This is a genomic window from Subtercola sp. RTI3 (assembly GCF_035018625.1).
Taxonomy (GTDB): Bacteria; Actinomycetota; Actinomycetes; order Actinomycetales; family Microbacteriaceae; genus Subtercola; species Subtercola vilae.
Genome location: NZ_JASJXO010000003.1, coordinates 91561 through 111826, shown reverse-complemented (window position 1 = coordinate 111826; position 20266 = coordinate 91561). Strand labels below are relative to the sequence as shown.

Annotated in this window: 19 protein-coding genes; 7 read left to right on the top strand and 12 right to left on the bottom strand. The window is 64.6% G+C overall.

Going from position 1 to position 20266, the window contains the following annotated elements; translation table 11 throughout:
* Positions 1 to 46: 46 nt before the first annotated feature.
* Genes QN358_RS02555 through QN358_RS02545 form a run of 3 tightly spaced genes read left to right on the top strand, consistent with a single transcriptional unit; the run spans position 47 to position 4736 of the window.
* A complete protein-coding gene (locus QN358_RS02555; RefSeq protein WP_237280285.1) occupies positions 47 to 2560 on the top strand; it encodes an ATP-binding cassette domain-containing protein in 2514 nt (837 codons plus the stop codon).
* Between the two features lie 32 nt (positions 2561 to 2592).
* Complete coding sequence (locus QN358_RS02550) at positions 2593 to 3681, top strand: zinc-dependent alcohol dehydrogenase (protein WP_201799241.1); 1089 nt, start codon at positions 2593 to 2595, stop codon at positions 3679 to 3681.
* A complete protein-coding gene (locus tag QN358_RS02545; RefSeq protein WP_136641373.1) occupies positions 3678 to 4736 on the top strand; it encodes a 2,3-butanediol dehydrogenase in 1059 nt (352 codons plus the stop codon). Before QN358_RS02550 ends, QN358_RS02545 begins: the two co-directional genes overlap by 4 nt.
* A gap of 70 nt (positions 4737 to 4806) precedes the next feature.
* Here QN358_RS02545 and QN358_RS02540 read toward each other — a convergent pair whose 3' ends face one another.
* From QN358_RS02540 to QN358_RS02520, 5 genes are all read right to left on the bottom strand, one after another.
* The gene (locus QN358_RS02540; RefSeq protein WP_136641374.1) at positions 4807 to 5889 is read right to left on the bottom strand and encodes an SDR family oxidoreductase; all 1083 of its coding nucleotides are present in this window, start codon (positions 5887 to 5889) and stop codon (positions 4807 to 4809) included.
* Between the two features lie 63 nt (positions 5890 to 5952).
* The gene (locus tag QN358_RS02535; protein ID WP_136641375.1) at positions 5953 to 6477 is read right to left on the bottom strand and encodes a VOC family protein; all 525 of its coding nucleotides are present in this window, start codon (positions 6475 to 6477) and stop codon (positions 5953 to 5955) included.
* Position 6478: 1 nt separating this feature from the next.
* Positions 6479 to 7504 (bottom strand): ketopantoate reductase family protein, encoded by a 1026-nt coding sequence (locus tag QN358_RS02530; RefSeq protein WP_136641376.1) that lies wholly within the window; start codon positions 7502 to 7504, stop codon positions 6479 to 6481.
* On the bottom strand, positions 7501 to 7878 hold the full coding sequence (locus QN358_RS02525; RefSeq protein WP_136641377.1) for a nuclear transport factor 2 family protein: 378 nt from the start codon (positions 7876 to 7878) through the stop codon (positions 7501 to 7503). The genes QN358_RS02530 and QN358_RS02525 overlap by 4 nt, the downstream gene beginning before the upstream one ends.
* A 44-nt stretch (positions 7879 to 7922) precedes the next feature.
* A complete protein-coding gene (locus tag QN358_RS02520; RefSeq protein WP_272898611.1) occupies positions 7923 to 8621 on the bottom strand; it encodes a helix-turn-helix domain-containing protein in 699 nt (232 codons plus the stop codon).
* Between the two features lie 328 nt (positions 8622 to 8949).
* Here QN358_RS02520 and QN358_RS02515 point away from each other — a divergent pair, with 328 nt between their 5' ends.
* From QN358_RS02515 to QN358_RS02505, 3 genes are read left to right on the top strand one after another with little or no spacing between them, the layout of a single operon-like run.
* Positions 8950 to 10335 carry a M24 family metallopeptidase gene (locus QN358_RS02515; protein WP_136641379.1) on the top strand — a complete coding sequence of 462 codons (1386 nt, stop codon included), beginning with the start codon at positions 8950 to 8952 and terminating at the stop codon, positions 10333 to 10335.
* Between the two features lies 1 nt (position 10336).
* Positions 10337 to 11242: an NAD(P)-dependent oxidoreductase gene (locus tag QN358_RS02510; RefSeq protein WP_323511493.1), complete on the top strand. Its 906-nt coding sequence runs from the start codon at positions 10337 to 10339 to the stop codon at positions 11240 to 11242.
* Positions 11243 to 11247: 5 nt separating this feature from the next.
* Positions 11248 to 12243 carry a zinc-dependent alcohol dehydrogenase gene (locus tag QN358_RS02505; RefSeq protein ID WP_136641381.1) on the top strand — a complete coding sequence of 332 codons (996 nt, stop codon included), beginning with the start codon at positions 11248 to 11250 and terminating at the stop codon, positions 12241 to 12243.
* On the opposite strand, the gene QN358_RS02500 is transcribed toward QN358_RS02505, so the two are convergent.
* Together QN358_RS02500 and QN358_RS02495 are read right to left on the bottom strand one after the other, a co-directional pair.
* Positions 12240 to 13019, bottom strand: coding sequence for a glucose 1-dehydrogenase (locus QN358_RS02500; protein ID WP_323511492.1), 780 nt, complete (start codon positions 13017 to 13019; stop codon positions 12240 to 12242). The genes QN358_RS02505 and QN358_RS02500 overlap by 4 nt on opposite strands.
* Positions 13016 to 14077, bottom strand: coding sequence for a 2-dehydropantoate 2-reductase (locus QN358_RS02495; RefSeq protein WP_323511491.1), 1062 nt, complete (start codon positions 14075 to 14077; stop codon positions 13016 to 13018). Before QN358_RS02495 ends, QN358_RS02500 begins: the two co-directional genes overlap by 4 nt.
* An 88-nt stretch (positions 14078 to 14165) precedes the next feature.
* Between QN358_RS02495 and QN358_RS02490 the strand changes: the two genes are divergently transcribed.
* Positions 14166 to 15224 carry a 2-dehydropantoate 2-reductase gene (locus tag QN358_RS02490; protein WP_323511490.1) on the top strand — a complete coding sequence of 353 codons (1059 nt, stop codon included), beginning with the start codon at positions 14166 to 14168 and terminating at the stop codon, positions 15222 to 15224.
* Between the two features lie 31 nt (positions 15225 to 15255).
* Here the strand turns inward: QN358_RS02490 and QN358_RS02485 are convergent, their stop codons facing one another.
* The 5 genes from QN358_RS02485 to QN358_RS02465 all read right to left on the bottom strand — a co-directional run bounded on the left by QN358_RS02485 (position 15256) and on the right by QN358_RS02465 (position 20066).
* On the bottom strand, positions 15256 to 16740 hold the full coding sequence (locus tag QN358_RS02485; protein WP_136641385.1) for an amidohydrolase family protein: 1485 nt from the start codon (positions 16738 to 16740) through the stop codon (positions 15256 to 15258).
* Positions 16741 to 16808: 68 nt separating this feature from the next.
* Positions 16809 to 17183, bottom strand: coding sequence for a hypothetical protein (locus QN358_RS02480; RefSeq protein ID WP_136641386.1), 375 nt, complete (start codon positions 17181 to 17183; stop codon positions 16809 to 16811).
* Positions 17180 to 18040 carry an extradiol ring-cleavage dioxygenase gene (locus QN358_RS02475; RefSeq protein WP_136641387.1) on the bottom strand — a complete coding sequence of 287 codons (861 nt, stop codon included), beginning with the start codon at positions 18038 to 18040 and terminating at the stop codon, positions 17180 to 17182. Before QN358_RS02475 ends, QN358_RS02480 begins: the two co-directional genes overlap by 4 nt.
* A 2-nt stretch (positions 18041 to 18042) precedes the next feature.
* On the bottom strand, positions 18043 to 18876 hold the full coding sequence (locus QN358_RS02470) for a citryl-CoA lyase (RefSeq protein WP_136641388.1): 834 nt from the start codon (positions 18874 to 18876) through the stop codon (positions 18043 to 18045).
* The gene (locus QN358_RS02465) at positions 18873 to 20066 is read right to left on the bottom strand and encodes a CaiB/BaiF CoA transferase family protein (RefSeq protein WP_136641389.1); all 1194 of its coding nucleotides are present in this window, start codon (positions 20064 to 20066) and stop codon (positions 18873 to 18875) included. The genes QN358_RS02470 and QN358_RS02465 overlap by 4 nt, the downstream gene beginning before the upstream one ends.
* Positions 20067 to 20266 lie beyond the last annotated feature (200 nt).

The window sequence follows — 20266 nt, the reverse complement described above, 5'->3', positions numbered from 1 at the left end:
CATCCACAACCCTGACTTTCTAGGCCACGACTCCCAAAGGCGCACCGTGAACACCTTGCACGATACAACCGCGACCCGTTCCGCCACTCTCGAAATGTCGCACATCTCGAAGTTCTACGCCGGTGTCGCGGCCCTCACCGACGTTTCGGTCGAGATTCGCCCGGGCGAGGTGCATGCGATTCTCGGGGAGAACGGCGCCGGCAAGTCGACCCTGATGAACATCGCTTCGGGCTCCACGCCCCCCAGCGCTGGCTCGATCCTGATGAATGGCGAATCGTACGACAGCCTCACCCCCACGCTTGCTGGAACCCTGGGTGTAGCCATTGTGCACCAGCACCCCGCGGTGCTCGGCGACATGACCGTCGAAGAGAACCTGCGTGTGGCGCTGCCCGACTCGGTCTTCGCTGACGGTTCGAACGATGAGGTGGCCCGTGCGCTGCTCAACGGGGTGGGGCTGGATGCTCACCTCAAAGACCGCGTCGAGACACTCACTCTCGCTCAGAAGCATCTGCTCGAAATCGCCAAAGCGTTCGCGCGACACCCTCGGCTGCTCATTCTCGACGAGCCGACAGCGCCGCTCGGGCGGGAGGCCGTCGACCTGCTGTTCGGGCGGGTGCGCGAAGCAGTGGCCGCCGGTACCTCGGTGGTCTACATCACTCATCGCCTGGCCGAAGTGCGCGAACTCGCCGACCGGGTGACGGTTCTTCGCGACGGCAGGGTGCGCGGCACCGCCGTGGTCGACGAGATCACTGACGACGAACTTCTCGCCCTCATCGTTGGTCGAAAGCTCGAATCGACGTTCCCGCCCAAGAGCCTGTTGCCCCTCGATACCGAGGTCAACTTCGACGTCGCCAGCATTTCGGGCCCCGGCTTCGTCGACGTCTCGATTGCCGGCCGCCGCGGCGAGATCATCGGCGTCGCCGGTGTGGTGGGCAACGGGCAGAGCGAACTGTTGCGCGCGCTGGCGGGGCTTGAGAATTTCGAAGGCGAGGTGAGCGTCGGCGGCACCAGCTACACGCCTCGCGACCTGCTGCACCGCGCCGCGTTCATGCCGGCTGACCGGCACCGCGAAGGCCTCATGATGTCGCTGAGCGTTCGCGAGAACGCCGCCGTGTCTGCGCTGAAGAAGTTCACGTCGACGTACCTCGTGAGTCGCTCGAAAGAGCTCGATGCCGTGTCGACCTCGCTCACCGAGCTGTCGGTGAAAGCGCCGTCGCTTGATGCCCCGGTCGGAGCCCTCTCGGGCGGAAACCAGCAGAAGGTCGTCATCTCCCGCGCCCTGCTCTCTGAGCCGGTACTGCTGATTGCCGATGAGCCGACGCAGGGCGTCGACGTGGGTGCCCGGGTGGAGATCTACCGCATTCTGCGCGAGGCCTCCGAGAGCGGCATTCCCGTCATCATCGCCTCCTCCGACGCCAAAGAACTCGAGGGTCTCTGCGACCGGGTCATTGTCATGTCGCGCGGGCACGTCGTCGCGACACTCTCGGGAGACCAGATCACCGAAGAGATCATCGTCTCGGCGGCCGTGAGTTCGACCACACAGTCGATTCAGGTCGGTACCGGAAAATCGACCGTCAAACGCTCCACCGGGGTGCGCCGGTTTCTGCAGGGCGACTATGCGCCATCGGCCTTGCTGGTCGCCGTGATCATTCTGTTGGGCGCGTATGTGCTTACCCAGAACCCGCAGTACCTCGGCAGCTTCAATATCTTCTCGATGCTCATGACGGCCTGTGGCCTGGGCGCCATCGCCATGGGGCAGACCATCGCCTTGCTGCTGGGCGGCATTGACTTGTCGGTGGGCCCGCTGGCCGGGTTCCTGGTGGTGATCGCCTCGTACTTCATCAACGACGGGGCCTCCACCGGCACCATCGTGCTCGGTCTGGCGCTGATGGTCGTGGCCGCCATTGTCGTGGGATTGGTGAACGGTGTTCTCATCCGCTACCTGAAGTTCACGCCCATCGCCGCCACGCTCACCCTGTACATCGCCCTCGGTGGTTTCGCCTTTCTCCTTCGCGACACGCAGGGCGGCTACATCAGCACCGACTTCGTCACGAATCTCTCGTCTACCGTCGGCCCGGTGCCCGTTGCGTTCATCGCTCTCGTCGTCATCGCACTGGTTGCCGAATACTTTCTCCGCAAGCGCCGCTGGGGCTGGAACCTTCGCGCGGTGGGCTCGAACGAGGAGTCAGCACGAAGCGTCGGTGTCTCGATCAATCGAACCGTCATTCTGGGGTACATCCTCGTGTCACTCTTTGTCTTTCTGGGTGCCGTCATTCTGATGACCCAGATCGGAATCGGCGACCCAGCAGCGGGGCCGAGCTACACGCTCACCAGCATCACCGCCGTCGTTCTCGGCGGAACCAGTCTCTTGGGTGGCCGCGGTACGTTCATCGGCTCTCTGCTCGGTGCGGTGCTGCTCACCCAGGTTCTGAACGCCACCACGGTGCTCGGGCTCGGAAGTGTGTTTCAGTATGTCTTCCAGGGCCTGCTCATCCTCGTGGCGGCCATTGTCTACTCGGTCGCACGTAGTCGCAAGCGCCGCGCTGCAGAACAATTGTGAGAGCGGCGTCTGCAAACGAAAGGAAAATGCCAATGAAGGCAGCCATCTATTACGGTGACCACGATGTTCGCGTGGCCGACGTGCCGACGCCGGTACGCGGTGAGGGCGAAGCCCTCATCAAAGTGCTGCGGAGCGGCATGTGCGGCACCGATGCCACCGAATGGAAGGCCGGGCCGATCATCTTTCCCATCGGCCACGAGCACCCCGTCAGTCACCACAGTGGCCCGATGATTCTCGGTCACGAATTCGTCGGTGAGATTGTCGAGGCGGGGCCTGACAGCCGATTCGCCGTCGGTGACCTCGTGGCCAGCGGCGCCGGAATCTCGTGCGGGCACTGCGCGCGCTGCCTCGAGGGGCGCACCAATCTCTGCCTCAAGTACTACACGCTCGGCTTGAACATCGACGGCGGCATGGCGGAATACGTGTCGTGCCCCGAACGGGCGCTCGTCGAGATTCCCGCGGGCCTGTCGCTCGATCGTGCGGGTCTCGCCCAGCCGCTGGCCGTGGGCCTTCACGCGGCCCGCCGCTCTGGCGCCACCGACGGCGACACCGTGGTCATCATCGGGGCGGGGGCCATCGGCTCGTTCGTGCTCGCCGGCGTCACCGCGCTGGCCGAAGTCGATGTCTCGGTGATCGACTTTCCGGGAACCAGGCTTGAGCGTGCGCTGAGGCTCGGTGCCACCCGCGTCATACCGGCGGGCCCGGATGCTCGGGCCGCGGTTCTGGGCGCTGTCGGCCCGCGCGGGGCCGACGTGGTCATCGAAGCCAGCGGGGCACCCGGGCAACTGAACAATGCCATCTCGCTTGTGCGCAACGGCGGAACCATTCTGCAGGTGGGCTTGCCGTCGGCGCAGCAGCCCGTCGACATCCATGCGCTCGTGATGCGCGAGATCACGGTGCGAACAACGCTGGCCCACGTGTGCGGCGACGACCTGGGGCCGGCGCTCGACGTCTTGGCGACGACGAACATCGGCACAGAGCTGCTCGAGGGCGTTCTGCCACTCGATGACCTGGCCGCCCAACTCGAGCGGCTTGCCACCGGCAAACTCGAAGGCAAGGTGCTGTTCGACCCGGGCGCCTCGACACAAACCGACTCGACGAAAACGGTGATGGAAAAATGAAGGCAGCAGTCTTTCACAAAGCACACGACATTCGCATCGAAGACGTGACGGCCCCGCGGCCAGAGGCGGGGGAGGTTCTGCTGCGACCGTACTGGTGCGGAATCTGCGGTACCGACCTGCACGAGTACGCCATGGGCCCGATCGTCATCCCGTCGTCGCCGCACCCGCTCACTGGCACTACCGCTCCTCAAGTGCTCGGCCACGAATTCTCGGCAGAAGTCGTCGAGGTGGGCGCCGGTGTGACGAACGTCACGGTGGGCCAGCGGGTCTCGGTCATGCCGCTTCTGTACTGCGGCCGCTGTTACTACTGCCGCCGCGGGCTCAACCACCTCTGCCAGTCGATGGCGTGCGTGGGCCTCAGCTACCAATCGGGCGGCATCGCCGAGCTCGCCGTCGTGCCCGCCACTCATGTCAGCGTGCTCCCCGATTCGATGAGCGAACTGCAGGGCGCCCTTGTGGAGCCTGGCGCGGTAGCGGCCTATGGAGTCGACACGGCCCAGGTGCGGCCGGGCGACACCGTGCTCATCACGGGGGCCGGCCCCATCGGCGCGCTCGCAGCGCTGTACGCGGGTTCGCTCGGAGCAAACGTCTTCATCTCAGAGCTGAACCCCACCCGAGCGGCCCTCGCGCGAAGCCTCGACGTGGGGGAGGTGCTCGACCCGTCGAAGGTGAATGTGGCCGAATGGCTCAAAGACCTGACCGGCGGCATCGGCGCCGACGCCGTCATCGAGTGCTCGGGTAACGAACGAGCGCTGCAGACGGCCATTGCCGCCGTGCGCTCGGCCGGCCGCATCTCGCAGACGGGCCTGCACACGAAGGCTGCTTCCATCGACCCCATGGTGCTTTCAGAGCACGACATCACGCTGACCGGAACGTGGTGCTACCCCGTTACCGACTGGCCCCGCATCATCGACCTCATCTCCCGTGGTCGGTACCCGGTCGAGAAGGTGGTCAGCGCGCAGATCGCGATGGATGACATCGTTGCCAAGGGTTTCGAGACGCTGCTGTCGCCCACCGGTGACCAGGTGAAGGTGCTGGTCAACGCTCGAGGGTGACCGCTCACTGAACGATGAAGCCCCCGTGATCATCCGGTCGCGGGGGCTTCATCGTTCGTGGGGTGAGCAATCAGGGCAGGATGCGCGCCGCCCGGTATCGCTCGAGCTTGTCTGTGAAGCTGTCGGGTGTCGCACGAAAATTCAGGAAGCCGGCCTTGCGGCTCTTGCTCATGTCGGTGAGGCATTCGATGTTGCGACCGAGGTCGCCGTCGCTGTGCCACCACGAGGCGAGCTTGGTGAGGTCGCTCTCGACGAGGTCGTACCTGTCGGCGATGCCCTTCCAGGTGTCTTCCATACCCGCCATCTGGTCGGCGAGCGGCCGAGGCTCGCCCTCGAATCCCGCCCACTCCACACCGAAGATGTTCGCGAGGCGCGGCCAGAGCCAGCGCCAGCGGAACACGTCGCCGTTGGCGATGTTGAAGGCCTCGTTCTGCCCCTCCGGGTGCGTGCTGGCCCAGATGAGCTGTTCGCCCAACAGGTCGGCATCGGTGACATCGGTGACCCCGTTCCACTGGGTCTCAGAGCCGGGGAAGGTGAAAACCAAGCCCAGCTCCTTACAGATCGTGGCGTACACCGAAAGCGTCAGCACCATGTTCATTGCGTTGCCCACCGCGTAACCGAACACGGTGTGGGCGCGGTGCACGCTCCAGGTGTAGCCGTTCTTCTCCGCCGAGGCGAAAAGCTCGTCTTCCTGGGCGTAGTAGAAGTTCGGTGAGTCGAGGCGGGGCTCGTCTTCGTGAAAGGGAGTGTCGGCCATCACGCCGGTGGCGTAGTTGTCGAACGGGCCGAGATAGTGCTTCAGGCCCGTGAGCAGCGCCACATGCTTCACCGACTTCTCGGGCTCGAGGGCGGCCAGCACGTTACGCACCATCGCGCTGTTCACCCGAATATTCTCGGCCTCGGTGGCGTTGCGCATCCACGCGGTGATGAACACGATGTCGGGGCGGGTGCCGGCCAGGGCGGTGGCGAGCGATTCGGGGTCGAGCAGGTCGGCCGTGACCGAGGTGACACCGGGTACAGAGAGCGCCCCGCTTCGGGAGAGGCCGAAGGCCTCCCAGCCGAGATCGGCGAGCTGCCGGCCGGCCGTCTGGCCGATGATGCCGGTGGCGCCCACGATGAGTGCGCGCCCGGGTGAGGTAGTGAGCTGTGCCATAGTCCGTTTCTTTCGTCGGTGTAGGTGGTTCTGTACTTCGGTGAGACGGTTCGGAGAAGTCGTTCAGAGCAGCGAGTCGAGCGCGGGCCTGTTCGCCAGGTACTCGGCGATGCCCGCCGCTCGCGCCTCGCGGTTCACGTAGGCGACCTCGACCAGCTCGATGGGGATTCCGTCGGGGTCGTGCAGATACACCCAGCGCCAGCCCGCGAGAACGCCCTCATCGACAACGTTGACGTCGGAGAGGAAGTCGACTCCCTTGGCAACCAGAGCTGACCGGGTGGCGCGCGCATCATCGACGCGGAAGGCCAGATGCATGGCGCCGAGGTAGTTCTGCTGAATCGGTTGGTCGTTGTCGGCGGGGCGGTTGCCATATTCGATGAGCTCGACAATCACGCCATCGGGCGAGCGCAGCGATACCTGTCGTAGTCGGGCCCCGGGAACTCCGACCCCCCGTGCGAGTTCGTCACCATCGAACCAGGGGCTCGGTTCGTTGTCGAATTCGAGGCCGAGCAGGTCGTGATAGAAGTAGATCGAGCGATCGAGGTTCTTCACGATGATGCCGACGTGGTGGCTGCCGATGAGACTCATGTCATACCTCTGCAATTGTTGGAACGAGAAGGCGAATATTCGCAGGCGAAGCCGACAGCTCACCGAGTTCGATGCGCCGGGCGAGAGAGGCCACGAGTTCGTTGTTCGGCGCGCTGCCGCCGAGCTGGCGCTGCTCGTCGGCAACGAGGCCGTTCAGCTCGTCGACCTCGCACCGCCGCCCCTTTCGCCAGTCTTGCAGCACGGTCGTCATGGTGTCGGGCAGGGTGTAGCGGTCGAGTACAACCTCGAGTAGTGCTTCGGCGAACCGATCGGGGTCGCTTTCGTCGGCATCCTCCATTCCGAAGATCGAAATGGTACGGCTGCCCAGAGCCACCGCCGTTCGTACCGCCTCTTTGCCGGTCTCGACCATGAAATCGCGCATGCCGGGCACCTTCTCGGCGTCGGCCAACGGCAGATCGAGAATCGCCGAGGGTACAAGCTCTGCGGCGTTCACCACAAGCTTCATCCACTTCGACGAGCGGATGTCTGGCGAGATCTCCACGGCGCCGGCATGCCTGAGCACGGCGGCAACTTCGTTCTCACGACCCTCGGTCGATGGGTGAAAACTGCCGATCGCAAACCACGCAGGAGCCTGCTGATTGACGATGCCGGGCTCGAACATGTTGGCGGCGACCTCGATCACGGCGCCCAGCGTACGTTCGTGGCCGACCACATCCGCCATGTCGTCGAGGCTCATGCCGTTCTGCAGGCCGACGACGAGACTCGTGGGGGTGAGCAGGGGCTTGACGAGTTCGCAGACCCAGCGGGTGTCGTACGCCTTCACGACGACGAACACGATGTCGAACGGGCGGCGTAGTTCGGCTACCTCGCAGAGGTGCAGCACTGTGACCGGAGTGATGGTGGTGCCCGTCGGGGTGCGCACCTCGACGCCGTTGGCCCGCATGGCCTCCACGTGCGCCGGCCACTGCTCAATGAGTGTCACATCGACTCCGGCCCGGGTGAGGTCGGCGCCGATTGCTGCACCATTCGCTCCGGCTCCGAGCACGGCGACACGGGGCCCGGTCATACAGCAGCCGCAACAGGCGTCGGCTGGAAGGCAAGCAACTGCCACGCCTCACCTGAACGCACCCACACCGAGATCGTGCTGCTGTTCAGCTCCACCGCGTTTCCAGCGATTCGTACACTCGCGCTCATGGCGCCCACCACCACGGCGGTGTCGCCGCTCAGCAGTATCTCGCTGATGGGGTGGTCGATGCGCGCGTAGTCGAGCACGCCGTCGGAGATCTTGGCGAGCAGGCTCTCTTTGGTCTCGCGCGTACCATTCGAGTGGCCATAACCGAGGTCGTCGTGAAACAGCCCCCTGAGTGCCTCGGTGTCGCCCTCGAGCATGGCGGCGAATCGCCGCTGCTCGAGCGTGGTGATCTCTGCGTCGATGCTCATGCTTCCTCGTCTCTGAGTAGTGCTGGGTAGTGCTGGGTATTCGCCTAGGCCAGCCGGTCCATAGCCTTCAGGACATCGACTGCTGACGTGAGGTGGTCGGGATTGGGTGCCGCAACAGCTGCGAGCGGAAGGCCCTCCGCCTCGCCCCGCCGCCCAACGACGAACCACAGCCCTTGAGCGGGAACAACGCCGTTGTTGAGATACATGTGGGGGCGAATCGAATCGAAGTTGAGCGAATCGCCTGCCCGAATGACGAAGGTGTCGAATTCGAGATGCACCGTCAGTTCACCCGACAACAGATACGCGTATTCGACTCCGGTGTGCCGCATCAGCCGCCCCTCGACCGAGCTCGATGCGCCAGGTTGGTAGGTCACCAAGAGCGGGTCGACGGGCCCCCCGGCGCCGGTGGCAAGCCGTTCCCACCGCACGCCATTCTCCATTTCGAGCACCGGGTTGTCACTGCTCGTCTGAACTGCCGTTGTGGTCTGCATTCGTATCCCCGGTGCAGCCGACACCGGAGCTGAACCTCGAACCTGGTCGTCGACTGCAGCCGCACCTGTGCTCAAGAGCTCATCGAACGAGATGCCGAGAAAGTTGACGAGGGCATAGAGCGTGCTCACCGAGGGGCGGGTCTTTCCTGTCTCCACCTGCGAAATCAGACTGGCCGACACCCCCACGGCCGACGCCACAGTACGCAGACTGAGCGATTGTGACATTCGCGCCGCGCGGAGCTTTGGACCGATATCACCGTCGATGATGAACTCCCTGTCTGATGCGCTGCGCAGCTCGCGCTGTGCAGTTCTGGTTTACGATGATGCGCCGTGTAGCGATCGTGTCGAGAGTTTACGCCTGTTCGCTCGGTAGAGCGGGTCTGAGGCGGATTGGGGCGGATCGGAGCAGTTTGCTTCACCTATTTTGGTGTATCAATGAACAGCTTGACAAGCTCCACTGTACATGTTGTGATCATTTAACCCTCGAAATGAGGCGACTCGGCTTTCGAATTGTAAGTGTCGCTGAACGATCAGTGCGAGGAACGCAATCCGAACAGTGATGTTCGGTGAAAGGGCTCAGATGAGTACTGCAACGCGAGGAACAATGTCGGTCGACTGGGAGCAGCGGGTCGACTTCGATCGGCTCCGCTCGGAGAGGCTTGCGCGGCTGAAGGCTCAGCTCGACACCTCTGAATTGGGTGCCGTGCTCGCCTTCGACTTCGCCAACATCCGGTACATGACTTCGACCCACATCGGCACCTGGGCCATGGACAAGCTCATTCGTTTCAGTCTGCTCACCCGCCGCACCGATCCGATCATGTGGGATTTCGGCTCGGCAGCAAAGCACCACTCGCTGTTCAACCCGTGGCTCGACACCACCACGGCAGAGGCCGATGCCGACCCGCACGCACCGCATCATGGCGCGGTCAGGCCGCGCCTGGAGTCGGGCTCTCGCGCTGGAATCTCGACGCTTCGGGGGGCCTTCAGCCCCGACTCTGAGATCGCCGACAAAGTGGCGGCGAAGATCAAACGCGAACTCGAGAAGTTCGGCGTGGTCGATGAGCCGCTGGGTGTCGACGTTATCGAGCTGCCTATTCTTTTCGCTCTGCAGCGAGCGGGCATCACTGTTGTCGACGGTCAGCAAGTGTTTCTCGAGGCTCGCCGCATCAAGACTGCCGACGAGATCACTCTGCTGACCACAGCGGCATCGATGGTTGATGCGGCCTATGAAGACCTCTACGAGTTCCTCAAACCGGGTGTGCGCGAGAACGAGTGCGTCGGCCTCGTCTCGAAGAAGCTGTACGACCTGGGTTCTGAATATGTCGAGGGTGTGAACGCCATCTCCGGCGAACGCTGCTCGCCCCACCCGCATGTGTTCTCCGACCGATTGATCCGCCCCGGTGATCCAGCCTTCTTCGACATTCTGCACAGCTTCAACGGGTATCGCACCTGCTACTACCGCACGTTCGCTGTCGGCTCGGCAAGCAGGGGTCAGCGTGACGCCTACACCCGAGCGCGCGAATACATGGATCGGGCCATCGCGCTCGTTCGGCCGGGCGCGACGACTGCAGACATCGTGCAGGTCTGGCCGACCGCCCAGGAGTTCGGTTTCGGCGACGAGGAGGCGGCGTTCGCCCTTCAGTACGGGCATGGCGTGGGGCTGTCTATCTGGGAGAAGCCCATCTTCTCTCGGCTGGTCTCTCTCGACAACCCCGAGATCATCGAAGAGGGCATGGTGTTCGCGCTCGAAACCTACTGGCCCTCTGCCGATGGCATCGGAGCCGCGCGTATCGAAGAAGAAGTTGTGGTCACCGCAACCGGCTGCCAAGTGATAACGAAGTTTCCAGCCGAAGAACTGCTGGTCGCAGGCAAACGGTACTACACCGTCGAAGGCCCTCTTTCGACCCTTCGTGACTCCCAGTCGAACCTGAACACAGCAGCGGGTCGCGGCGAAGCGGGCGCCTGAGATGGCGGAAACGCCGCAGAAGGTGGCCTTCGTCGGGCTCGGAACCATGGGTGAAGCCATGGCCGCAGTGCTCGTCGGGGCGGGCCACGACGTGGTCGTGTGGAACCGATCTGCTCCGCCTGTCGAACGCCTCGTCGAGAAGGGCGCGACAGCAGCTTCATCGGTTGCCGAGGCATTCGCGACAACACTGGTGTTCTCGATTCTGTCGAATGAACAGGCCGTCTTCGACGTCTTCTCCGAAGAGGTGCTCGCGTCTGCGCCCGAGGGCTCCGTGCACGTCAACATGGCCACGGTCAGCGCGGATGCTGCCGACCGGCTGGCCGCAGCGCACGCGGCCGCCGGGGTCAGTTACGTCGCGGCCCCAGTGCTCGGCCGTTCGACGGTGGCCGCCGCCGGTGCGCTCTCGATTCTCGTCGCCGGTGAGCCGTCGGCCATCGAGCGCGCCACTGCCTTCTTCACCGATCTGGGCCGCAGAACCTGGCACTTCGGCACAAACCCCAGCGACGCCAACGTCGTGAAGATCGGCATGAACTTCATGATCATCCACGCCCTGCAGTCGATCTCGGAGTCGGTCGCCATTCTCGAGTCACGCCAGATCGACGCGGGCCGGTTCGTCGAGCTGGCCGCCGACAGCCTGTTTCCCGGCCCCGTCTACTCGGGGTATGGCCAGGCCATGGTCGAACGCCGCTATCTCCCTGCTGGGTTCACGACCGAACTCGGGTTCAAAGACCTGAGGCTGGCCATCGATGCTGCCGGCGAGACCGGTGTGGTGCTGCCGAGCGCAGACACTCTCCGCGAGGTCTTCGAAGAGGCCATCGCTGACGGTCAGGCCGCACTCGACTGGGCATCCATCGCCGAAGTGACGCGCAAGCGCACTGAGCACCGCACATCAGAACAAGGAAGTTGACGTCAATGAAGGCCCTGCAGTTCACCGCGCAAGACCAGCCCGAAGTGCTCGAGCTGGCCACACCCGAGATCGCCCGTGACGAGGTGCTCATCGCAGCCCGACGGGTGGGCGTCTGCCACTCCGACATCGACCTGCTGGAGGGTCGTTACATCATTCCGTTCAGTTACCCCATCATCCCGGGTCACGAGTGGTCGGGCCAGGTCGCAGCGCTCGGCTCCGACGTGACCGGGTTCACTGTCGGCGACACGGTGGTGGGCGAGTGCGTGATCGGCGATGACCACTTCGGGTTCTCCATCTCCGGCGCCGGAGCCGAGTACTTCGTCGCCAAGCCGGCCTGGCTGCACAAGGTTCCGAGCGGCCTGTCGTTCGCCGATGCGGCCCTCGTCGAGCCCTTCAGCGTGGCCTACTCTGCGCTGATGAAGGTCGGCAACGTCAACGCCAGCGACATTCTCGTCGTTCTCGGAGCCGGGCCCATCGGGCTTGCGGTGACAGCTGGCGCTGCAGCTCTGGGCGCCGTGACGGTGGTCGTCGAGCCGTCAGAAGACCGCCGCGTCGCTGCAACGAAGCTCGGGGCCGCCCACACCGTGCATCCGGATGCCGCAGCCGAGTTCATCGCCGACCTCTCAAACGGTCGGGGTGCGAATGTGGTGATCGAGTGCAGCGGCCGCCCCGAGGTCATGGCACTGGCGCTCGAATACGTGGCCAACCGTGGGCGCGTCTGCTACGTGGGCATCGACGTGGGCCGGTCGGCTCCCGCCAAGCTCGGGCTCATCCAGTCGAAAGAGCTCGCCATCACGGGGGTCATCGGTTCAGAGGGGCTGTGGCCGGCCACGCTTCGCTTCTTGGCCAACACGAAGATCGACCTCAGCCCGCTCATCACCAACGTCTTTGCTGCCGCCGACGCCCTGCAGGCGCTGGAGTCGGCGCACTCGCCGCAGACAACCATCAAGGCTCACATCGAATTCGATGCACCCCTGCTCGGCGACCCCGTGCCGCGCTAGACCAGGATCATGCCGCCTTCGATGGCGATGACCTGGCCCGTGATGTAGTCGGAGTCGCTCGACGCCAGAAAGATGGCTGTAGGGGCGATGTCTTCGGGCTGGGCCGGGCGCCCGAGCAGAATTCCCGCAGCCATCGAGTCGAAGCCGGCGTCACCCTCACCCATCTTCTCGAGGTCGGAGTCGAGCTTGGTCCAGAGTGGGGTGGCCACCACACCCGGTGCGAAGGCGTTCACGGTGATTCCGTCGCCGGCCAGCGAACGGGCGCCCGCCTGGGTGAGCGAGATGACCGCGGCCTTCGAGGCGCTGTAGGGCGCGAAACTCGCGAACCCCGTGCGCCCCGCAATAGATGCGGTGTTGATGATCTTGCCGCCCCCGCCCTGCGCAAGAAACTGCTTCGCTGCCTCTTGGGTGCCGATGAGCACTCCCAGGGCGTTGATGCGCATGATCAGCTCGAAGTTGCTCTCGGTGATCTCGAGAAACTTCATGGGGGAGTTCATGCCTGCGTTGTTGAAGTAGGCGTCGAGGCGCCCGTACTTCTCGACAGTGGCGGCGATGCCGGCCGCGACGGCTACGCGGTCGGATACATCGACCCGCACGGCCAGCGCGCTGCCGCCCGAAGTCGTGATCTGGTCGACCACGCTGTGGGCTGCTTCGAGGTCGAGGTCGGCGAGAACTACGTTGGCGCCTTCAGCGGCGAGTCCGCGGGCGATGCCGGCCCCGATACCCGAGCCCCCTCCGGTGACGATGATGGTTTTTGCTGTGAGACGGTTCGTCATTTCTGCTCCTGCGCAGTAGTGGGTGGTCGCGTGTCAAGAAGTGCGGTGAGTTCGGGCACGTTGGCGGTATCGGGGCGCAGCTCGCCTGCCTCGATGCGTTCGGCAATGGCCAGAATGCCCTCGTTCACGGGAACGGGAACGCCGAGTTCGTGGCCGCGCCGAACGATGTACCCGCTGAACGCGTCGAGTTCGGCGCGACGGCCCTTCATCCAGTCCTGCAGCACAGCTACGCGGGTGTCGGGCCTCGAGTAATGGGCCAGAACCTGGTCGAGCAGGCGAAGTGAGTAGGCGTCGTCAGGGTCGACATCGGCCTCTGTCATGCCGAAAATGGGAACCATGGTGATGCCGAGGGCACAAGCCACCGCGTAGGCCTCGCGAGAGGCGGCATCCATCACGGGCCGGATGCCATCGAATGAGACCGCGGTGAGAAGAGGAACGTCGAGGATAGCCGAGGGCAGCATCTCGGGAATGTTGGCGATGAGCTTCATCCACTTGGCTGCACGAATGTCGTCGGTGACGCTCGCAATAGCCGCGTGCCCCAGGGCCTCGGCGGCGAGAGCCACGCCGGACACGGCGGCTGCGCCGGGCGAACCCACGGTCATCCATGTCTCGGATTTGTCGTACTGACGAACGACCACCCCGGGTTCGAACATGTTTGCGGCGATGCCGAGTACGGCCCCCACGGTTCGTTCTTCGCCGCAGATCTCGGCGATGTCGTCGATGGTCATGCCGTTCTGCAGGCCCACCACCACCGAGTCGGGCCGCAGAAGCGGCTTGATCAATTCGCACACCCAGCGAGTGTCGTATGACTTGACCGAGATGAAGACCACGTCGAATGTGTCGCGTAGTTCTGCAACCTGGCACAAGTGGTAGGCCGTCACCGGGGTGACTTCGGTTCTGTCTGGCAGGTGCACGGTGAGGCCATCGGTGCGCATCGCCTCTACGTGGGCCGGCCACTGGTCGATGAACGTGACATCGAGCCCGGCGCGCACAAGGTCGGCGCCGATAGAGGCTCCGTTAGCGCCGGTGCCAACGACCGCGAATTTTGCTGGGGACACCGAGCACCTCATCTATGAGTTCAACTGACGTTAATATCGTACGCCCTGACTGTCGATTGTGTATTCTGACTGTACAAATGGAGGTGCGATGGAGCACACAATTGAAAACGCCCAGCCACGGATCGCAGTGCTCGGCAACGGCGCCAACGGCTCAGCCATCGGCGTCGATGTGGCCCGCGCCGGGCTCGATGTCACATTCATCGACCAATGGCCCGCCAATGTCGAGGCCATCAGGCTCGACGGCGTGCGTGTGCAGCTCGCAGGTCACGAGACGGTGACCAGGCCACCGATTCTGCACCTCTGCGAGGTGGCCACGTTGCGTTCGAAGTTCGACATCGTGCTGCTTCTGGTGAAGGCCTACGACACGCGGTGGGCGTGCGAACTCATCAAGCCCTACGTTGCCGACGGCGGTGTGGTGGTGGGGGTGCAGAACGGGATGACCGGCGACACCATCGCGGAGGTTCTCGGCGCGAACCGCGCCCTCGGTGCCGTCATCGAAATCACGTCGGCGATGTACACGCCGGGCATCGTCGAGCGGCACAGCAGTCACGAACGATCGTGGTTCGCGGTGGGGCCCGTGCACCCGGACGCTGCCCCGCACGCAGAGGCCGTCGCAGCCGTACTCCGTCATGCGGGAACGGTAGAGGTCACCGACGACATTGCGTCGGCCAAGTGGATGAAGCTCATCCTGAATGCGGCCGAACTCGTTCCCTCGGCCATCGTCGACCTCTCGATAGCCGACTGCGCCAGAGACCCGCTGATGCGGGGGCTGATGCTCGAGGCTGGAAACGAGGCAGTGCGGGCCGCGCAGCTCGAGGGGGCGAGCATCCGGCCCATCTTCGGCATGGCAGCGACCACCCCTGAAACGTTCGTCGAAACGGTGCTCGACGAGTTGCTGGCTCACTATGTACTCAGCCACTCGCGATCAACTGTGCTGCAAGACTGGATCAAAGACCGCCACAGCGAGGTCGACGAACTCAACGGTTATGTTGTCGACACCCTGGCGCGCCACGGCGAGCAGGCGCCCGCGAATACGGCGATGGTTGAGTTCGCACATGCGATTGAGCGGGGCGAGCTCAATCGGGGTCGTCATCTCGGCGGCCCGTTGCGGCAGCGGGTGGCCGAGCTGCGCCCCCTTCCTCGGTGAAGGTCAGCCGGCTACGACAGGAATCGCCCGCTCACGCCTCCGCGTCAGCCCTCTCCGCGTCGGCCTGGTGCGTCGACGAGTCTTTGTACTGCGTATACGTGTAGGGGTTGTCGAGCATCTTCGCTTCGGGAGCATCCGGGTTCATACCCTGCGTCCACGCCGGCTCACCCAGCTCGCCCTGCAGGTACTCGACGGTCGACTCGACCTGCTTCTTCACCGAGCTGAGCTCGTCGCCGAGCAGCCGGCCGTCGTACTTGGCGATGACCCCATTCACCATGACGGTGTGAACGTCGCCCCGCCCGGCCTGTAGCGCGATGTGGCCGCTCGGGTTCAGAATCGGGTACATGGTGGGCGAGGCGTCGTTCTTGATCAGCACGATGTCGGCCCGTTTGCCCACCTCGAGCGACCCGACGATCGAGCCCATGCCGAGGCTCTCGGCACCGCCGCGGGTGGCCCAGTCGACCACGTGCTCGGCCCGCAGGTGCGAATGGGTGACGGTGTCGCCCTTCTCGTGCGCGCGCATGTGCTCCCAGCCGCGGTCGGCCCCGAGGGTCGAGCGCATCGCCGAGAACAGGTCGCTCGAGAACCAGACCGAGGTGTCGACCGACAGCGACACGGGAATGCCGTGCTGGCGCAGGATCCACGACGGCGGGTAGCCCTGCCCGCAGCTCAGTTCGCTCTCGGTCGAGAGTGAGACCGAACCGCCGGTGGCCGCGATGCGCTGGTACGAGTCGTCGGTCAGCGTTGCCGCGTGCACGTAGACGGTCTCGGGGGTCATGAACCCGTTCTCGTGCATGAGCCTGATGCCGTCGTCGTTCGTCGCGCCCCATACTCCAGCGTGGGTGGTGACGGGCAGACCGAGCTCACGGGCCGCCTCGAATGCCGCCCGCTCGGGAAATGCGGGGTCGCCTGTCACGTCGAACGCCAGCTGAAACTTCAGGTCTTCGGCCCCCGTGTTGTTTTTCTTCAAAAAGTTCACCACGTCGGGGTCGGCCGACCACTCCCACGGCCCCGCGAAGATGTTGCCATACGCCAGTACGAAGCGGCCACTGGATGCCCGAAGAGCCTCCAGCGCGGCTTCGCCGTGTTCGATCGTGCGGAGCCCATGCGACCAGTCGACCGTCGTGGTCACCCCCGCATCAATCGCGTCGAGCGCCGACAAGCGGTTGCCGGCGTACACGTCTTCGGGGCGAAAACTCTTACCGTGCTCAAGGTAGTACCAGACGAAGTACTGCGTCAGGGTCCAGTCGGCACCGTACCCGCGCATGGCCGTCTGCCACATGTGGCGATGGGTGTCGATCATGCCGGGCATCACGATGCCGCCGGTGGCGTCGATCTCGAAGGTGCCGTCGGGCACGGCGAGGCCTGTTCCGATGGCGGCGATATCGGTGCCGATCACCAGAACGTCGGCATTCTGGAGTACGCGTCTCTGGGCATCGACGGTGACGACGGTCGCGTGCCGAAAGACGGTGGGGCGGGCATCCGTCGGCAACTCGGGGGTGGTGTGTTCAGGCATTTTCGACTCCTTCGGCGATGCGGTGAAAAACGTGGGGTGGTGAAAGACTTGGGGCGGTGAAAGAAGAGCTAGAGGGCGACCGTGGGGTAGTCGCGGCCCAGCCAGTGCGACAGCTTCTCGGCGTACTCGCGCTGAAAGGCGAGCGGGCCGGCCTTCGTCTCGTAGTCGTCGTTGTAGAGAGCGATGAAGATGGTGAGGGTGAGAAAGAAGTGGGCGCCGAGCTCGAAGAGCGTGGCGTAGTCGTGCTCGATGAGGGCCGTGCGCTCGCCGTCGGTGAACGAGAGCCACGTGGTCTGTTCGACACGGTTGCTCGCGCCGAGCCATCGGCCGTACTCGTCTTGCCAGCGTTCGACGAGGCTGGCGGGGTCGGCCTTGTAGGCGGCCAGCAGCGCCGGGTCGCGGTCGACCTGGTAGAGAAACTTGTTCACGTAGTACTTGCTCATCGGGGGTCACCTTTCGGGTACCACGTCATGTACATCTCGCGCGTGTGAAAGAGGTCGAGTTCGTCGACGTAGTCGGCCGGAATGGCGCCGGCGATGCCCATCATCAAGATGAGATCCATGAAGCCGTGGGTGGCATTGCCGGCGCCGGCCATGCTCTCGTGGGTCACGTTCTCGAGAATCGCGTCGATGTCGCCGCTGGCCAACCAGTCGATGGCTTTGCGGTCGAACACCGGGTCGGGCCCTGTCTCGCCGAACTGGCGTGGGCCGCCGAGCTCGAGCGAGAGATGGCCGCTGCCCACGGCGGCGATGCGCTGGTCGGAGGGGTACTCATCGATGATGCTGCGAATGGCCCGGCCGAGGTCGTAGAACCGTTTCGGGCTCGGCAGCGGCGGCGCGAAGATGTTCGTGTAGATCGGCACCACGGGCAGGTCAGCGCCCGGCCTAGTGGTGATGATGGGGCAGATGATCGAGTGGTCGAGCTTCAGCTCGTGGCTCACCGCGAAGTCGAAACCGCGGTCGAGCAGCCCCTGAAGCATGAAGCCCGACAGGTCTTCGTGGCCGTCGAGCAGATACTTCGGGATACCGAACTCGCGTTCCTCGTTGTAGAAGATGGCGTCGTACTTCGGTTGCTTGCCGATCAGAAAGGCGGGGTAGTTGTCGGAGAAGAACTGGTGAAAGTGGTCGGCGCCCACCATGACGAGAATGTCGGGTTTCGCAGCCGTGAGGGTCTCGCGGTACGCCTCGACCTTTCGTTGCCACTCGTCGGCCTGGGCCATCCGGTCTTCTGGCGGCGCGGTGGTGGCCTTGAGGTAGAACGGGTGGTGGGTGGTCGCCAGTACGGCGGCGAGTTCTGCCATGCTCAGACTCCTTCCGGCGGCACGTACACCGCATTGCGGTCGACAGAGAAGTACACGTCGGGGCCGATGGGCGTGACCTGCTCTTCGGCGATGTGGCCGAGCAACCCGGCCGTGCGGGCGAGCAGCGCGAAACCTCGCAGCATGGCTACGGGCAGCCCCAGATCGGCCAGCGCGGCGCCGGCCACCCCGGCCCCGTTCAGCGGAAGGTTCCTGCCCAACACCTCCTGCTGCACCCGCCCGATGGCGGCGAACAGTTCGAGGTGGGGCCCGAATGTTCCCTCTTCGCGGGCTATGCGCATGATGACGGGTGTGCGCGGGTCTCCCGTCTTGTGTACCGGATGCCCGAGCCCGGGTATGCGCAGCCCGTCACTCTTCGCCTGCTCGAGCGCCCGGCGCGCCACGTCGTTCCACGCGTCGGCGCTGAAGCCGCTCGTGTCGTCGCCGAGGCTCTGTACGATCTCGTCGAGGTAGACCCCCGTGTTCTCGGTCACGCCCAGAAACCGTGAGCCGCCGCCGAGCAGACCCGCTGCGACAGCGCCCTGAATGGAGTCGGGGGCGCTGTAGTAGGTGAGCCGCGCGGCGATGGCCGTGGGGGTGAAGCCGTGGTCGGCCAGCGACACGAGCACCGCCTCGAACACGCGGCCCTCGCCCTTCGTGGGGCGGCGCTTCGCCACCAGCCAGAACGCGAGTTCGCCGAAGGTGAGGGCGCCGAGCAGTCCGGTGATGTCCTGGCCCAGCAGGGAGATGCTGGTGAGGTCGCTGGTGCCGATGCCGGTGGGGTAGGTGGGCTGGGCGGGCTGGCCCGGCTGGGCGGATGCTGTCGGCTGGTCTGTCACTGGATGCTCCGGTTCTCTGTGTTCGCGTCTCGGGGAGCCTGCAGCCACGCCCTGATCTCGTCATTGTCGGCACCGAGGGCCGGTGGTGCGCTGACATAGGCCGGAGGTGTGAGCGAGAAGTCGATTGCGTTTCTGATCATCGGAACCGCGGCATCCCCGTCTCCCACCATCACCACGGGTCGGAGTCCGAGCCGCTCGGCGAGGGCCACCCCGCCGTCGATCGTGTTGATCGGCCCGCAGGCGACGCCCGCCGCGGTCAGAATGTCGAACCACTCGCTCACCGTCTTGGTGGCGAGGGCCTTCAGCAGGTGCGGGCGCAGCTGCTCACGGTTTCGGTTGCGCAGCTCGGTCTTCGCGAACAGCGGATCGGCCGCGAGCTCGCCGATGCCGAGGGCCGTCGCCAGCTTGGCGAACTGGGCATCGTTCGCGGCGACGATGACGATCTCGCCGTCGCTCGCAGCGAGCGGTTCGTACGGAAACAGGCTGGGGTGCGAGTTGCCCATGCGAAACGGCACTTGGCCGCCGGCGACATACGTCGAGCTGTGATTGGCCATGGCCGAGAGTGCCGTCGACAGCAGGTTCACCTCGACGTGCTGGCCCTGGCCGGTGCTGTTGCGGTGGTTGAGCGCCGCGAGAATGCCGATAGTGGCTTGCATGCCTGTCATGATGTCGAACACCGACACCCCGCTGCGGTACGCCGTGCCGTCGGCGTCGCCCGTGAGGCTCATCAGCCCCGACGCCGCCTGCACGATGAGGTCGTAGCCCGGCAGTGCGGCACCGCCCTGCGAACCGAAACCGCTGATCGACGCGTAGATCACGGCCGGGTTGCTGCCACGAACGGTGTCGTAGTCGAGGCCGAACTTCGCCAGGCCGCCGGGCCTGAAATTCTCGATGACGATGTCGGCGCGGGCGGCGAGCTCTTGCGCGAGGGCGCGGTCGTCTGGGCTTCCGAAGTCGAGTACCACGTCGCGCTTGTTGCGGTTGATGCCCAGAAAGTACGTGGAGACGCCGTTGCGCTCGGGGGGTGCCCAGTCGCGTGTCTCGTCGCCCTTGGGGCTCTCGACCTTCACTACCGTGGCGCCGAGGTCGGCCATGATCTGCGTGGAGTACGGCCCCGCCAGCACCCTCGAGAAGTCGGCCACCATAAGCCCCTTGAGCGGGCCCGAAGGGCTGGAAACTGGATTCGGCATCGTCACCACATCTGTTCACGGACAAACGTCCGTCATGCGGACACCTTCAGTATGCCCCTCGGCGTGTCTCTCGTCAACGGTCGCTGGACATCTCGCGGCACAACCGAATCGGCGGCCCTCAGATGGGTCTGCGTCGCCGCAGCTCAACGCTAAACCCGTTCATAAAGATGAGACTTCTCACAGGTTCTGGTCTCCGACTG